Annotated in this window: 12 protein-coding genes; 5 read left to right on the top strand and 7 right to left on the bottom strand. The window is 73.2% G+C overall.

The annotated features are described in order from the left end of the window. Nucleotides 1-90: 90 nt before the first annotated feature. The 4 genes from AB0M16_RS29370 (at nucleotide 91) to AB0M16_RS29355 (ending at nucleotide 4,632) form a co-directional block, all read left to right on the top strand. Complete coding sequence (locus AB0M16_RS29370; protein WP_365348208.1) at nucleotides 91-1,308, top strand: CoA transferase; 1,218 nt, start codon at nucleotides 91-93, stop codon at nucleotides 1,306-1,308. Between the two features lie 92 nt (nucleotides 1,309-1,400). Next, nucleotides 1,401-2,066, top strand: coding sequence for a GntR family transcriptional regulator (locus tag AB0M16_RS29365; protein WP_365348206.1), 666 nt, complete (start codon nucleotides 1,401-1,403; stop codon nucleotides 2,064-2,066). An 84-nt stretch (nucleotides 2,067-2,150) separates the two neighbouring features. Continuing rightward, nucleotides 2,151-3,866 (top strand): FAD-dependent monooxygenase, encoded by a 1,716-nt coding sequence (locus AB0M16_RS29360; RefSeq protein ID WP_365348204.1) that lies wholly within the window; start codon nucleotides 2,151-2,153, stop codon nucleotides 3,864-3,866. Nucleotides 3,867-4,023: 157 nt separating this feature from the next. Continuing rightward, nucleotides 4,024-4,632: a CBS domain-containing protein gene (locus AB0M16_RS29355; RefSeq protein ID WP_365348202.1), complete on the top strand. Its 609-nt coding sequence runs from the start codon at nucleotides 4,024-4,026 to the stop codon at nucleotides 4,630-4,632. 258 nt (nucleotides 4,633-4,890) lie between these two features. Here the strand turns inward: AB0M16_RS29355 and AB0M16_RS29350 are convergent, their stop codons facing one another. Then, complete coding sequence (locus AB0M16_RS29350) at nucleotides 4,891-5,190, bottom strand: DUF1876 domain-containing protein (RefSeq protein ID WP_365348200.1); 300 nt, start codon at nucleotides 5,188-5,190, stop codon at nucleotides 4,891-4,893. A gap of 221 nt (nucleotides 5,191-5,411) precedes the next feature. Here AB0M16_RS29350 and AB0M16_RS29345 point away from each other — a divergent pair, with 221 nt between their 5' ends. Next, entirely contained in the window at nucleotides 5,412-6,410 is a 999-nt protein-coding gene (locus tag AB0M16_RS29345; RefSeq protein ID WP_365348198.1) for a DUF5937 family protein, read from the top strand. A gap of 146 nt (nucleotides 6,411-6,556) precedes the next feature. Here AB0M16_RS29345 and AB0M16_RS29340 read toward each other — a convergent pair whose 3' ends face one another. The 6 genes from AB0M16_RS29340 to AB0M16_RS29315 form a co-directional block, all read right to left on the bottom strand. Next, the gene (locus AB0M16_RS29340; RefSeq protein WP_365348196.1) at nucleotides 6,557-7,516 is read right to left on the bottom strand and encodes a VCBS repeat-containing protein; all 960 of its coding nucleotides are present in this window, start codon (nucleotides 7,514-7,516) and stop codon (nucleotides 6,557-6,559) included. Nucleotides 7,517-7,688: 172 nt separating this feature from the next. Next, the gene (locus tag AB0M16_RS29335; RefSeq protein ID WP_365348194.1) at nucleotides 7,689-8,924 is read right to left on the bottom strand and encodes a GNAT family N-acetyltransferase; all 1,236 of its coding nucleotides are present in this window, start codon (nucleotides 8,922-8,924) and stop codon (nucleotides 7,689-7,691) included. A gap of 114 nt (nucleotides 8,925-9,038) precedes the next feature. Beyond that, complete coding sequence (locus tag AB0M16_RS29330) at nucleotides 9,039-9,869, bottom strand: alpha/beta hydrolase (RefSeq protein WP_365348192.1); 831 nt, start codon at nucleotides 9,867-9,869, stop codon at nucleotides 9,039-9,041. 95 nt (nucleotides 9,870-9,964) lie between these two features. Then, entirely contained in the window at nucleotides 9,965-10,831 is an 867-nt protein-coding gene (locus tag AB0M16_RS29325) for a carbohydrate ABC transporter permease (RefSeq protein WP_365348190.1), read from the bottom strand. After that, nucleotides 10,828-12,156 carry an ABC transporter permease subunit gene (locus AB0M16_RS29320; RefSeq protein WP_365348188.1) on the bottom strand — a complete coding sequence of 443 codons (1,329 nt, stop codon included), beginning with the start codon at nucleotides 12,154-12,156 and terminating at the stop codon, nucleotides 10,828-10,830. The genes AB0M16_RS29325 and AB0M16_RS29320 overlap by 4 nt, the downstream gene beginning before the upstream one ends. Before the next feature lie 12 nt (nucleotides 12,157-12,168). After that, entirely contained in the window at nucleotides 12,169-13,500 is a 1,332-nt protein-coding gene (locus AB0M16_RS29315; RefSeq protein ID WP_365348186.1) for an ABC transporter substrate-binding protein, read from the bottom strand. Nucleotides 13,501-13,721: the final 221 nt, after the last annotated feature.

Genomic DNA, 13,721 nt, shown 5'->3' with positions numbered 1-13,721 from the left:
TATTGGATCCAGTATTGAATATCCGATCTCCGATGCATACGGTCCGCTTGGATCGGATCGCCGGAGCAGCGCCGACGCGAGGAGAGCGGAATGCACGCGGAACAGCGGGAGCCCCACCCGGAGACGCCCCCGGCCGGCGCCCTCTCCGGGGTCGTCGTCGCGGACTTCGGCCGGGTGCTGGCCGGCCCGTACATGACGATGCTCCTGGCGGACCTCGGCGCCGAGGTCGTGAAGATCGAGCGCCCCGGATCGGGGGACGACACCCGCGCGTGGGGCCCGCCGTTCGCCGACGGCCAAGCCACCTACTTCCTCGGCGTGAACCGCAACAAGCGCTCCGTGGCGCTCGATCTGACCGACCCCGCGGACCTGGAGACGGCCCGGGCGATCGTCGACCGCGCCGACGTGCTCGTCGAGAACTTCCGCCCCGGCACCATGGACAAGCTCGGCCTCGGCTACGAGCGGGTGCGGACGACCAACCCCGGCCTGGTCTACTGCTCCGTCACGGGATTCGGCTCCGCCGAGGGCGCCGCGCTGCCCGGCTACGACCTGCTCGTGCAGGCCATGGGCGGACTCATGAGCGTCACCGGCGAGCCGGGCGGCCCCGGGACCAAGGCGGGCGTCGCGCTGGTCGACGTGATCACCGGCCTGCACGCGGGCATGGGCGTCCTCGCCGCGCTCCGCCACCGCGAGCGCACCGGCGAGGGCCAGCGGCTCGAGGTGTCCCTGCTGGGGTCCCTCCTGTCCGCGCTCACCAACCAGGCGGCGGCCCACCTCGCGGCCGGCGTCGTCCCCCGCGCCATGGGCAACCGGCACCCCAGCATCACCCCGTACGAGGTCTTCGAGGCGAGCGACCGCCCGCTCGTCCTGGCCGTCGGCAACGACCGCCAGTTTCGCACCCTGTGCGCCCGGATCGGCAGCGCGGCGCTCGCCGACGACCCCCGCTTCGCCTCCAACGCGGCCCGGGTCGCGCACCGCGAGGAGCTGGTCGCGGCACTGTCCGGGCCGCTGGCGCGGCGCACCGCCGACGCCTGGTTCGAGGAGCTCACCGCCGCCGGGGTGCCCTGCGGCCCCATCAACGACCTCGCCGGTGCCTTCGCGCTCGCCGACCGGCTCGGCCTGCGACCACGGGTCCCCGCCGGCGCGGCGGGGCCCGGCCAGGTCGCCCACCCCGTCACGTTCGACGCCACCCCCGCCGCCTACCGCTCCGCTCCCCCGCGGCTCGGCGAGCACACCGCCGAGGTGCTCGCCGAACTCGGACGGCCCGGCGACCGCGTCCACGACCGGACGGGCTCCGAGACCGGCTCCTGAGCAGCCCGTCCGCCGGTCGTCCACAGGCCCCGACGGCCTGTCGGCGGCCGTAGGAAGATGTACGCCACGCATTCGAGGGAAAGGGCACAGCGATGAGCAGCGCCGTGGAGAGGAGGCGGCCGCCGACCGCCCAGCAGTTCGTGCTGGAGGAGCTGCGACGCGCCATCACGACCGGTGAGTTGCGGCCCGGCGGCCCGATACGGCAGGACACGCTCGCGGCGCGGCTGGACGTGAGCCGTGTCCCGCTGCGCGAGGCGCTCAAGACCCTGGAGGCCGAGGGCCTGGTGGTGCACCACGTCCACCGGGGCTATTTCGTCGCCGAGTTGTCCCTGGACGACCTCGAGGAGATCTACCGGATCCGCCGGCTCCTGGAGACGGAGGCGGTCCGCGCGGCCCTGTACCGCATGCCGGACGGGCTGGCCGACTCGCTGACGCGAATCCAGGAGGAGGTGGAGCGGGCCGCCCGCGCCGGCGACGTGACGGCGATGGCCGACGCCAACCGGCGCTTCCACTTCGCCCTGGTCGAGGCCTCGGGCATGCCTCGCCTGGTGCGCCTGATCGCCACGCTGTGGGACGCCACCGACGCGTACCGCTCGCTCTACTACACCGAGCGGACGCACCGGGAGCTCGCGGTCCACGAGCACCGGGCGGTCATCTCGGCCGTGACCGAGGGCGACGAGGCCGCGGCGGTCCGCTCGCTCGACGAGCACCGCGACCACGCCGTCGCCGCGCTGCGCGAGGTGCTCGACCTGGGGTGAGCCACGGGGCGCCGGGGGCGGGGGTGCGGCGCCGCTGCACGCGCCCGACGATGGAGGGGGATTCCCTTCCGGAAGGCGCCGACGATGTGCAGCAGCCGTGACACCCACCGTGGCAGCACCTCTTCCGTCCTCGACGTCCTGGTCGTCGGCGCGGGCCCGGTCGGGCTCACCGCCGCGGCCGAGCTGCGCCGACACGGCACGAGGGTGCGACTGGTCGACCGGTTGCCGGAGCGCCTGCCGTACGCCAAGGCGGTGGGCATCCAGCCGCGCACCTTGGAGGTCTGGGACCGGATGGGCTGTGTGCGGGCGGCGCTGGAGGCCGCGGTGCCGCTGCGCGGGCAACTCCTCTACCGGGACGGCGTCGAGCAGGCCCGGATCGAGCTGTCCCTGCCGGACGACGTCCCGTACCGCTTCGCGGCGCTGCCGCAGTACGAGACGGAGCGGATCCTGGAGGAGTTCCTGGCCCGCTTCGGGACGCGGATCGAACGGGGCACGGAGCTGGCCGGGTTCGCGCAGGACGAGGACGGGGTGACCGCCCGGCTGGTCCGCGCGGGCTCCGACGGGCAGCCGGCCGAGGAGGAGGTCCGCTGCCGTTATCTGGTGGGCTGCGACGGCGCGCACAGCTCGGTCCGCAAGGGACTCGGCCTCTCCTTCGAGGGCGGGGCGTTCCCCGAGGAGTTCATGCTGGGGGACGTGGAGGTGGACTGGGACCTGCCGGCCGGGTACGGCGTGCGGTCCACGCGCCACGGCACCGACGGCGCCCCGGACGACGTCCTCGTGTGCATTCCGCTGCCGGGCCGCGGCCGGTACCGCGTGTCGATGCGGGTGCCGCCCGACGGGTCCGCCGCACGACGGGCCGAGCCCGCCGGCGACGGGGTGGCGCACGGCCTGGAAGGCGGGGGGCCGGGACTCGCGGACATCCAGGCGGTGCTCGACCGGCTGTCCCCGCGGCCCGTCACGGCCTCCGCGCTGCGCTGGTCCTCGGTGTTCCGGATCAGTCACCGGCTGGTCGACCGGTACGGCCGGGGGCGGGTGTTCGTCGCCGGCGACGCGGCGCACATCCATCCCCCGACCGGCGCCCAGGGCATGAACACCGGTATCCAGGACGCCTTCAACCTGGCCTGGAAGCTCTCCCTCGCCGCCGCGGGCGCGGCGGGTCCGGGGCTGCTCGCCAGTTACGACGCGGAGCGCCGCCCCGTGGGCGAGGAGGTCGTGGGCCGCACCGTGCGGCACGCGAAGGCCGGCGGGGTGCAGGCCGACCCGGAGGACCGGGCCACCCTGATGCTGCGCGAGGCGCAGCTGCTGGTCGGCTATCGCGGCAGCCCGGTCGTCGGCCTCCCGGATCCCGCGGGCGACGGCGCCGGGCCGCAGCCGGGCGACCGGGCGCCGGACTGCGCGGGCCTCACCGCAGCCCTGACGTCCTATCCACTGCGTCTCCACGACCTGTTGCGGGACCGCGGGCACGTGCTCCTGCTCTACGGGGACGGCACCGGCGACACCGAGGCGGCCGCCGGTCTCGCCGAACTCGCCCGGCAGGCACACGAGTCCACCGGGGGCGCGGTCACGGCATGCCTCCTGCTCCCCCAGGACGCGGCGGCCGCTCCGGGCGTGCCGTGCGCCGGCGCCGCACCGCCCCCCGCCCCCGTGTACCGGGACGCACGCGGGGAGTTCGCGCTGCGGTACGCCGTGCGGGGGCCGACGGCCTTCCTCGTACGGCCCGACGGGCATCTCGGCGCACGGCTGCGGCCGCCCGGGGCGGAGCCGCTCGTCGCGTACCTGGCAGGCGTGTTCCGTGGATGAGGGCCGTCGGGGCCGTGGCCCCCGCCGAAGCCGGCGGGACCGCACGCGTCGACCCCGACGGCGACGACGTCCCGGCCCGGAAGAAGCGGCTTCCCGTCCCCGGCCCTCGTCCATGGGGGATCATGGACAAAGGAGCCGAGAAGGGACGGGACGAACGATGAGGCACCGCAGTGTCGCCGACCTCATGACACCGACCGCGGTCGCGGTGCAGCCGGGAACTTCCTTCAAGGAGATCGCCCGGCTGCTCGACGAGTACGGCATCACCGCCGTGCCCGTCGTCGACGAGGCGAACCGGCCGGTGGGCGTGGTCTCCGAGGCTGACCTGCTGAGACGGCACACCGCCAAGGACGGCCCCAGCACCGCCGAGGCCATGATGTCCAGCCCGGTGGTGGTCGCCCGTCCGTCCTGGACGGCCGTCGAGGCGGCCCGGCTCATGGAGCGGCACCGGGTGAAGCGTCTGCCGGTGGTGGACGCGGACGGGCAGCTGATCGGCGTGCTCAGCCGCAGTGACCTGCTCCAGCTCTTCCTGCGGCGTGACCGGGCCATCCAGGAGGAGATCCTGGAGGACGTCGTCACCCGCATCCTCGGCCTCTCCCCCGCCTCGCTCCACATCGACGTCGCGGAGGGCCGGGTGACGCTGAGCGGCACACTGCCGCGCCGGAGCCTCGCACCGATCTTCCTACGCCTCTGCGAGGACGTGGACGGCGTGGTGGAGGTGGTGGACCGGCTCGCCTACGAGGACGAGACGGCGGGCTCCGAGGGATAGCCGACGGGCCGGGCGGACAAACGAACGGGCGGACGGGCGCGGCGGGCGGACGGGCGCGGCGGGCCTGGGAGGGCGGCCCGACGGACGGACGTGGGGGGGGGCCGGTGCGGCGCCGACCAGGGCGAGTGCGGCGCCGACCAGGGTGAGGGGCGCCTCCCGCGCGCCGGAACGCCGCGCGCCCGGTCCTCCGGCGGGTGCCGTACGGCCCCGGCCCGCCAGTGCGGGTGCGCCGGCGGGCCGGGGAACGGTCGGCAGTCGTCACTCGACCGCCTCCGGCCATCCGTATCCGGGTCCGGTGCGCCGCGGCACCGTGTCGGCACCGACGGCCTCCATCTCCCGGTTGGCCTCCCTCATCAGCTGTCCGGCCAGATCCTTCATGGCCCGGCCGGCCGCGAGGTCGTCGCCGATCGCCGGTACGTCCACGTCCGCCGGGTTGCAGCGGGCGGAGCCGTGGCCGGTGAGCTTCGACGTGCCCGTGTCCAGGTGCGCCTCGGCCTTGGTCCTGCCGCCCTCCTCGACCAGATCCACGCCGACCTTCCATTCCAGGTGCCGTGTCATGGTCAGCCTCCTCCTGCCCGCGGCCACGCGGAAGCGCCGCGCGGCCCTTCTCCTTTCAGGATCCCGCTCCGGGCCCCTCGGCGCCACGGATGCCGCCGGAGCGGCAGCGCCCCTGCGCACCCGTGCGGGTGCGCAGGGTCACCCGGGCCACCGCCCGGCCGACGGGGCCGGTCGGTGCCGTGCTGCCCCGTGGGCCGGGCGCTGTCGGTACGCTGCGCCTCGTGATCGACATCATCTTCGGGCCCGACGATCTGACGCGGATACGCTTCGCGCACTCCCCGCTCGAGGAACTGGTGCACAGCGTCCCGGTGCTCGCCGGCACGCGTCGCCCCCTGGTGCACCGGCCCTGGCTGGAGTTCGCGGCGCCACGGGTGACCGGCCTCGACCTGCGGCTGCTCCTCGCGCTCGCGCGGGGGCCCCGGATCGTGCCGGACTTCCTCGCGCCGCCGCCGGAAGCGTTGACCGGACACTTCGGCGACGAGCTCGAAGCGATCGCCGCCGCACCCGCCGAGGTCGTGCGCACCTCGCTCGACGAACTGCGCACGAACGCCGAACTGCCCTCCGTGATCCGCCCTCTGTACGAGGATCCCGCCCGCGAACTGCCGCGTCTCGTCGACACCATGGCCGCGTACTGGCGAGCCGCCGTCGAACCGGTGTGGCCCCGGCTGCGGGCCCTGAACGACGCCGACATCGCCCATCGGGCCGGGCAGTTGACCACCGGCGGGCTCGCCAAGGTCTTCGACGACCTGCACCCCGAGGCCCGCTACGAGACGGACCGGCTCCGTATCGACAAGCCACACGCGGCCCGGCGTGAGGCGGCCGGCGCCGGCCTGCTGCTCGTGCCGTGCGTGTTCGCCTGGCCCCGCCTCCTCGTCCTGCACAACGAGCCGTACCAGCCGACGCTCACCTACTCACCGCGCGGGATCGGACGCCTGTGGACGGAGGAGACGTCGGGGGCGGCGGCCGAACCGCTCGGTGACCTGATGGGGCGCAGCCGGGCCGCCCTGCTCACCCATCTCGACCTGCCGCTGTCGACGACACAGCTGGCGGCCTACCTCGATCTCAGCGCGGCGGCGGTCTCGCAGCACCTCGCGGTGCTGCGTCGTTGCCGACTGGTGACCTCACGACGCTCCGGCCGCTGGGTGCTGCATCAACGGACCACGCTGGCCGACGAACTGCTGGGCGCGCCGCCGGAGACGGCGGCGGTCCCGGAGCCGTAGACCGACCGGCTCCGGGACCGCCCCCATATCCCCCGTCCCCCCGTTCCCCGTATCCCCCGATCCCGGTATCCCCCGTTCCCGGTATCCCCCTGTTCCCCCCCCCTTCTCCGCGTCCCCCGTTTCCCCCAGCTCGCCGAGGGGCTCGATCAGGCGAAGTAGATGCCCTTGGGGTCGACGGCGGACCAGCCGCTGCCGGCGCCGACCGGGCCGCCCCAGTTCGTGCCGCCGACGCCCGAACCGTTGTTGGGGAAGTACCTCAGGGCGTCGCCGGTCTTCTCGACGAGGTCGGCGCGGTTGTCACCGGTGATGTCGGCGAACCAGATGCCCGACGGGTCGTGGCCCGCCCAGCCGCTGCCGGTGTAGTAGCTGGTCGCGCCCCACGGCCAACCACCCGTGTGCCCATTGGTGTTGGGGGCGACGAGGAAGGATCCCTGCGACAGTTCGATGCGCTCGGCCCGCTGGTCGCCGTTGAGGTCGGCGAACCAGAGGGAGCGCGGGTCACGCCCGGAGTATCCGGAGCCCATGCCCACGGCGGCTCCCCAGCTCGTTCCGTCGCCCAGGTTCCGGTAGTAGCGGAGCACGTCGCCGCTCTTCTCGACGAGGTCGGCCTGGCCGTCACCGGTGATGTCGGCGAACCAGATGCCCGACGGGTCGTGGCCGGACCAGCCGCTGCCGGTGCGGAACTCGCCGGTCCACGGATTCGAGCCGAACGGGGCCCCGTTGTGGTACCAGACGCGGAAGCCGTCTCCGGACAGGTTGACGAGGTCCTTGTAGCCGTCGCCGTCGAGGTCGGCGAAGTACACGCTCCGGGGGTCGGCGCCGCTCCATCCGCTGCCGTTGACCTTCGCGTCGCCCCAGGGCCAGCCCAGGTTCTGACCGCCGGTGTTCTTCCAGATGCGGAAGCCGTCCTCCTTCGCGACGAGTTCGGCGCGCTCGTCGCCGGTGAAGGAGGCACCGGTGAGGACCTGGGACGCGGCGACGGCCGGCGCGGTCGTCGCGGCCGTCCCCGTGAGGCCGACGGCGAGCGCCGTGAGGCCGAGTGCGAGGGCCTTCAGACGCCCGCCCGTTCGACCCCGGGCGGTCCCCGCTTCAGTGGCTGTGCGCATGCTGCTCATGACTGTCCCCGTCGGTGGAAGGAGTGGTGTGGCCGGCGCCCCTGCCGGGCGCCGCGAGGAGAGCTTCCGTCGAACGCGCCTTCGCCCACCACGTTTTCGTCACCGCTTAATCGACGCCCCGATCGTCCCGAAGGGCAGGCCGGGACGGTCGGGACGGTCGGGCTCAGAACCAGTGCAGGCAGTGCGGGGAGCGGTCGGCGCGGAAGAGGGCGTCGGCGAGGGCGGCCGCGCCGGGGCGGTGGGCCCGGACGTGCCCGGCCCGCACCAGGGTGCTGGGGGTGGTGCCGCCGAGGTAGACCGACCCCAGGTCGCTCACGTCCAGGGACAGATCGGGTTCCCGGTCGGTCGGGACGCAGTCGGCCTTGCCTTCGCGGACGGTCAGCAGGTGGCGGCGGCGCTCGCCGAGGAACGGGTCGTCGACGTCGAGGACGAGCTCGCCGTCCGCGAACCAGCCGCGCGAGGTCAGCGCCCGCGGGACGTCGAGGAGACGCACCCACAGCCAGTCGGTGTGGTTGCCCGCCTGACCGGCGCGGAAGTCCGCGAGCTGCCAGCGCAGCGGGTGGTCCGGCGGGACGTGCTTGAACACGACCTGGCCGACCAGGTCGTGTCCGAGCAGGAACCGGGCCAGCGCGGTGAAGACCGCGTCGTCGGTGGCGACGGTCTCGTCGACCGTCAGGGTGTCGGGTTCGCCGAGGGAGTAGCTCGCGTACCCGTCCGGGACGCCGTCCGCGTCGCGGTGGACGGCGACGTAGCGCGGCGCCGGGGAGATCGGGGGCTGACCCGCGCGCGAGGCCCACCAGCGGTGCGGCCGGGACAGCGCGCCGGGCTGGGCGCGACGGTAGCGGTCGTAGACGTCCTCCAGGATCTCGCCGCAGTCGGCGCGCCGCAGCAGCTCGACCGTGCCCCCGTCCATGCCGCCGTCCGTGCCGCCGGCCGTTGCGCCGGCCCGGGGAAGCGCGAGGGCGGCCTGGTGGCGCGGCACCGTCAGTCGGCCCGTGTAGGTCGCCGGCCCGTAGCCGTACCTGCGGTAGATCAGCGCCTCGGAGGCCAGCAGCACGGAGAGGAAGTCCCCTCGGGCCCGCAGCTCGGTGAGCTGATGCCGCATCATGGCACTCAGCACGCCCCGGCGGCGGTGCGAGGGCAGCACGCCGACGGCGGTCACCCCGGCGGCGGGGACGAGGACCTCGCCGGGCAGGGTGAGCTCGAAGGAGTACGCGCCGGCGGTGCCGACGGGACGTCCGTCGTCCTCGGTGGCCAGCAGGTTGCGGTCCATTTCGAGGGCCGACCACCAGACCCCTCCGCCGGCCTCGTCGGGCGTCTCCGGGAAACGCCCGAACGCGGCGTGGAGGGTGTCGACGAAGACGTCGTGGTCCTGGTCGGTCGTGGAACGGATCTGCATGGTGGCCGCTGCCTCCCCTGGGTACCGGCACCACATCCGTGGCGCCCCGCCCCAGTGCAGCGGCGGACCGGGGCCGGGTCAAACGAATTGCGGCCGGGCCGCGGCCGCCCCGTCTCAGGTCCCCGCGGTCTCGCGCCCCCGCGCTCCCCGCACGAAGTCGGAGATGTCGCGCGCCACCCGCTCCGGCCGCTCCCAGTACGGGACGTGGCCCACGCCCTCGTAGACGATCAGCCGGGAGTCGGGGACGGCGTCGAGGATCATCTGCTGCTCCTCGCGTGTCAGCAGGGGGTCCCGGTCCCCCCAGACGACCAGCGTGGGCACGAGGATTCCGCCGAGGGTGGCCCGCAGATCGGTCTCCAGGAGGCCGCGCAGTGTCTCCCGCCACACGCGGGCGGGTGCCTTCATGCTCTCCTCGACGACGGTCTCCAGGAAACCGCGCCCGACGGGTTCGGCCGTCAGGCCCGCGCTGAAGCCCTCGGCGAAGCCACGGTCCACCGGGTCCTCGAGGCCTCGAACGGTCTCCCACAGCTCCGTGACGGCCGGTTTGCCCGCGAGGTCGGCCGGCACGCCGAGGAGGACGAGCCCCGCCACCCGGTCCGGGTAGCGCCCGGCCACGATACGGGCCTGGACGCCGCCGCTGGATCCGCCGACGAGCACGGCGCGGCCGATCCCCACGGCGTCCATGAAGGCCACGAGGTCGACGGCGAGGTCCTCCGGGAGATAGCCGTCAGCCGGTTTGTCGGCATCGCCGTGACCGCGCTGCGTGGGCGCGTAGACGTGCAGCGAGGGGGGCAGCCGGCGCAGCAGCGGTTCGAAGGTCCACCAGGAGTCCGCGTAGCCGTGGACGAGGACGACCGTGGCGCCTTCGGGACGGCCCGTCTCCGCGTACGGAAGCACCGGCCCGTCCCGCAGCTCCGCTCGGTGTACGGCGATGCCGGACGCCATGGCGGCCCTCCTGACCTGGCTCCCCGTCCTTCCTCCCAGCGTAAGGAGAGTCGTCGGCCCGCGCGCCCGGAGGCGTCGCTCCGTGGGCCGGGCGCCTACTTCACCGATCCGGCCATCACCCCCTGGACGAAGTGCTTCTGGAAGGCGAAGAACACCACGAGCGGTACGACGAGCGACAGGAAGGCCCCCGGCGCCAGGACGCCGATGTTGCTGCCGAACTGCCTCATCTGGGACTGGAGCGCCACGGTCAGCGGCTGCGACTCGCTGTCGGCGAACAGCAGGGCCACGAGCATGTCGTTCCACACCCAGAGGAACTGGAAGATCGCCAGGCTCGCGAGGGCGGGCCGGCCCAGCGGCAGGATCAGCCGCAGGAAGATCCGCCACTCGCTGCCGCCGTCCAGGCGTGCCGCCTCCAGCATCTCCCTCGGGATCTCCGCGAAGTAGTTCCGCAACAGGAAGACGGCGAAGGGCAGGCCGTACGCCACGTGGAAGACGATCACGCCCGCGGTGGTGCCGAAGAGCCCGACCGCGCCGAAGAGTTTGGCCACGGGAAGCAGGCCGATCTGCACCGGCACCACGAGCAGGCCGACGACCACCAGGAACACGGCGTCGCGTCCGGGGAAGTCCAGCCAGGCGAAGGCGTATCCCGCGAGCGCCGCGATCCCGACGACGAGCACGGTGGTCGGCACCGATATCAGGACCGTGTTCCAGAAGGCGGTGAGGAGACCGGAATCCTCGAAGAGCGCGCGGTAGTTGTCGACGGACAGGCGGGCGGGGTCGAGCAGCGACGTCCACCAGCCGTTCGACGCGTTGTCCTGCTCGGAGCGCAGGGAGGAGAGGAAGAGCCCGGCGAGCGGGGTGATCCACACGAGGGCGACGAGGACCAGGAAGACCTGGACCGCGGAGGTGCCCAGCCATCGGGTCGGTCCGGTGCGGCCCCGCGTGCTGCTGTGGCTGCTCATGCTCCGCCCTTCCGGAAGCGCCGGATGTTGAAGACCATCGCCGGGACGACGAGGACGAGGAGCAGGACGCTCAGCGCACTGCCCAGTCCCTGGTCGTTGCCCCCTCCGAAGGAGACCAGCCACATACGCGTGGCCAGCACGTCGGCCTCCTCCTGCACGGGGCCGGGGGCGATGATGTAGACGAGGTCGAACACCTTCATGACGTTGATGACGAGCGTCACGAAGACGACGGTGAGGACGGGGGCGAGCAGCGGTACCGTGATCTTGCGGAAGATCTGCCCCTCGGTCGCGCCGTCCACGCGGGCCGCCTCCAGGGCGTCGCGCGGAAGGGCCGCGAGCCCCGCCCCGATCAGGACCATGGAGAATCCGGTCCAGACCCACAGGTAGGCGCCGATGATCGCCGGTGTGACCAGAGCCGGTCCGAGCCAGTCGACCCCGGTGTAGCCCGCGGCGAAGTTGGACGCGGGAACCCGCAGCGTGTAGGCGTCGGCCCCGAGGGCGTCGAAGCGGAACGAGCCGTCGTCGCCCGTGTGCGCGGAGGCGACGACCGTCCCTCCGCGCAGGACCTCGACCGTCACGCCGGGAAGGCCCCTCTCCTTCGGGTCGATCCGGCCCTGGCGGCCCCCCGCGCCCGGCGTGAAGTCCAGGTACACGGCGCCCGACAGGCTTCCCGCCGACGGCGCCGGCGTCCGTGCGGGGGCCGCCCGGCCGGGCACGGCCTCGGGCGCGACGCCGACGAAGGGCAGGACGACGTCGTCGCCGGGACGGACCTCGCCGGTCGTGTAGCCCTGGCCGGGACTGCCGCTCAGCCCCCTGCCCTCGCGAGCCCGAGCCGTCGGGTAGGGGGACGGTGGGGCGAACACGTCGTGGACGCCGACGATCGCCGCGTTGAGCACGCCACGGTCCGGGTTCTGTTCGTAGGCGAGGCGGAAGATGATGCCCGCGGCGAGGAACGAGACGGCCATCGGGAGGAACAGGACGAGCTTGAACGCGGTCGCCCAGCGCACCTTCTCGGTCAGGACGGCGAGGACGAGCCCGAGCCCGGTGAGCAGCACGGGCGCGACGACGACCCAGATGGCGCTGTTGCGGACGGCCTTCAGCGTGGCCGGGTCCCGGAACATCTCCGTGTAGTTGGCGGCGCCGACGAAGCGGTCGCCGCTCGCGTCGAAGAGGCTGCGCCCGACGGAGAACACGACCGGGTAGACGACCAGCGCCCCGAGGAGCAGGAGGGCCGGGAGGACGAAGACCATGCCGAGCAGGCGTCTTCTGCGCAGCGCACGGCGCCGCGGGTTCGCCGCGGCGGGCGCCTTCGAGGTGCGGTCCATGGCGGGGCGGCCTCAGTTCCCGTACGCCTTGGCCGCCGCGCCCTCCAGAGCCGCCGCGGTCGCCCTCGGGTTCGACGGATCGCGCAGGAAGTCCTGGAGCAGCTTCCACTCGCCGGCGCCCTTGGTGCCACCGAAGGCCGCGGGGGCCTGGTCGGACATGTCGAAGCGCACCGAGTCGCCGGCGGCGACGAGCGACTCGGCGGTCGCGCGGGCGGTGTCGTCGCCGTAGGCCTCGGGCTTGACGTTCTTGTTCGGCGAGAGGAAGCCGCCGGCGGCGGCCCATACCTCGGCCGCTTCCGGCGTGGCGAGGAACTCCAGGAGTTTCATGCCGGCTTCGCCGTTCTTGGCGTCCTTCAGGACCACCGCCGCGTCCCCGCCGCTGACCACGGGCGGCGTCCCGGTGCCGACCGCCGGGAACGGGAAGAACTTGGCGTCCTCGCCGGGCTTCTTGCCGAATTCGTCCTTGGCGACGCCTCCGACGAAGTCACCCTCGTAGACCATGCCGGCCTCGGGCTGCGGTCCGAAGACCTTCTCCACGGAGCCGGGGAAGTCGGTCTGCAGGGCCCCCTGGGCTCCGCCCGCCACGAGCTGCTTGTCCTTGAAGACCTCGGCGAGCGTCGTGAGCGCCGTGACGACGCTCTCGTCGGTCCACTTGATCTTGTGCTGGGCGAGCTGGTCGTACTTCTCCGGTCCGGCCTGCGAGAGGTAGATGTTCTCGAACCAGTCGGTGAGGGTCCAGCCGTCCTCGCCCGCGACGGCGAACGCGGGCCGTCCGGAGTCGGCCAGCGCCCGTCCCGCGGCGAGGAGTTCGGTCCAGGTCTTCGGCTCGTTCACCCCGGCCTGGGACAGCGCCTCGGGGGCGTACCAGATGGTGGATTTGTGGGCCGCCTTGAAGTAGAGCCCGTAGTAGGTCCCGTCGACCGTTCCGTAGTTCTTCCAGACGGGGGCGAGGCCCGCGGTGGCGGTCGTGGTCGCCGTCCCGGACAGGGGCCGGAGCCAGCCCGCCTTGGCGAACTGCTGGAGCACGCCGACCTGCGGGACGAGCACCACGTCGGGGGCGTTGCCGCCCTCGATCTTGCTCCCGACGAAGGTGGAGACGTTGTCGCCCGACGGCACGAAGACGGTCTTGGCCCCGGTCTTGGCGCTGAAGGCGTCGAGCACCTTCTTGAAGTTCTTCTGCTCGCTCCCGGTCCAGACTCCCGCGACCGTGACCGTCCTGCCGCTGAGCTCGCCGCCGCCGGCGGGTTCGGCGTCTCCGCCGCAGGCGGTGACGAGGAGGGCCAGGGCCAGCGTCGTGGAGACCGTGCCGGTGGTTCGGAGGGCTGTCGCGGCGGATCGTCGCATGACTGTCCTTCCTTCCTTGGGGAACGGGGACGGAGACGGAGAGGGAAACGGAGAGGGAGAGGGAGAGGGAAAGAGGGAGGGGGAGAGGGAGGCACGGACCGAGAGCGGGAGCCGCTGCTATGCATTCATGTTAAGTAGCCGTGAAGGCGCGGTGTCAACGATGCTGCCGAACTTGCTTGCAGAGATGCCTCATGGGGCATCACGGAGGAGGGAGGTGGAGC

The sequence above is a fragment of the Streptomyces sp. NPDC051921 genome, from assembly GCF_040680975.1.
Taxonomy (GTDB): Bacteria; Actinomycetota; Actinomycetes; order Streptomycetales; family Streptomycetaceae; genus Streptomyces.
The sequence above is the reverse complement of the archived record's forward strand: the minus strand, read 5'-3'. Positions and strand labels throughout refer to the sequence as shown.

Excerpts from the sequence above, each read along its gene's own strand:
- AB0M16_RS29370 (WP_365348208.1), top strand. The coding sequence starts at position 91 with ATGCACGCGGAACAGCGGGAGCCCCACCCGGAGACGCCCCCGGCCGGC.
- AB0M16_RS29365 (WP_365348206.1), top strand. The coding sequence starts at position 1,401 with ATGAGCAGCGCCGTGGAGAGGAGGCGGCCGCCGACCGCCCAGCAGTTC.
- AB0M16_RS29360 (WP_365348204.1), top strand. The coding sequence starts at position 2,151 with ATGTGCAGCAGCCGTGACACCCACCGTGGCAGCACCTCTTCCGTCCTC.
- AB0M16_RS29355 (WP_365348202.1), top strand. The coding sequence starts at position 4,024 with ATGAGGCACCGCAGTGTCGCCGACCTCATGACACCGACCGCGGTCGCG.
- AB0M16_RS29350 (WP_365348200.1), bottom strand. The coding sequence starts at position 5,190 with ATGACACGGCACCTGGAATGGAAGGTCGGCGTGGATCTGGTCGAGGAG.
- AB0M16_RS29340 (WP_365348196.1), bottom strand. The coding sequence starts at position 7,516 with ATGCGCACAGCCACTGAAGCGGGGACCGCCCGGGGTCGAACGGGCGGG.
- AB0M16_RS29335 (WP_365348194.1), bottom strand. The coding sequence starts at position 8,924 with ATGCAGATCCGTTCCACGACCGACCAGGACCACGACGTCTTCGTCGAC.
- AB0M16_RS29330 (WP_365348192.1), bottom strand. The coding sequence starts at position 9,869 with ATGGCGTCCGGCATCGCCGTACACCGAGCGGAGCTGCGGGACGGGCCG.
- AB0M16_RS29325 (WP_365348190.1), bottom strand. The coding sequence starts at position 10,831 with ATGAGCAGCCACAGCAGCACGCGGGGCCGCACCGGACCGACCCGATGG.
- AB0M16_RS29320 (WP_365348188.1), bottom strand. The coding sequence starts at position 12,156 with ATGGACCGCACCTCGAAGGCGCCCGCCGCGGCGAACCCGCGGCGCCGT.
- AB0M16_RS29315 (WP_365348186.1), bottom strand. The coding sequence starts at position 13,500 with ATGCGACGATCCGCCGCGACAGCCCTCCGAACCACCGGCACGGTCTCC.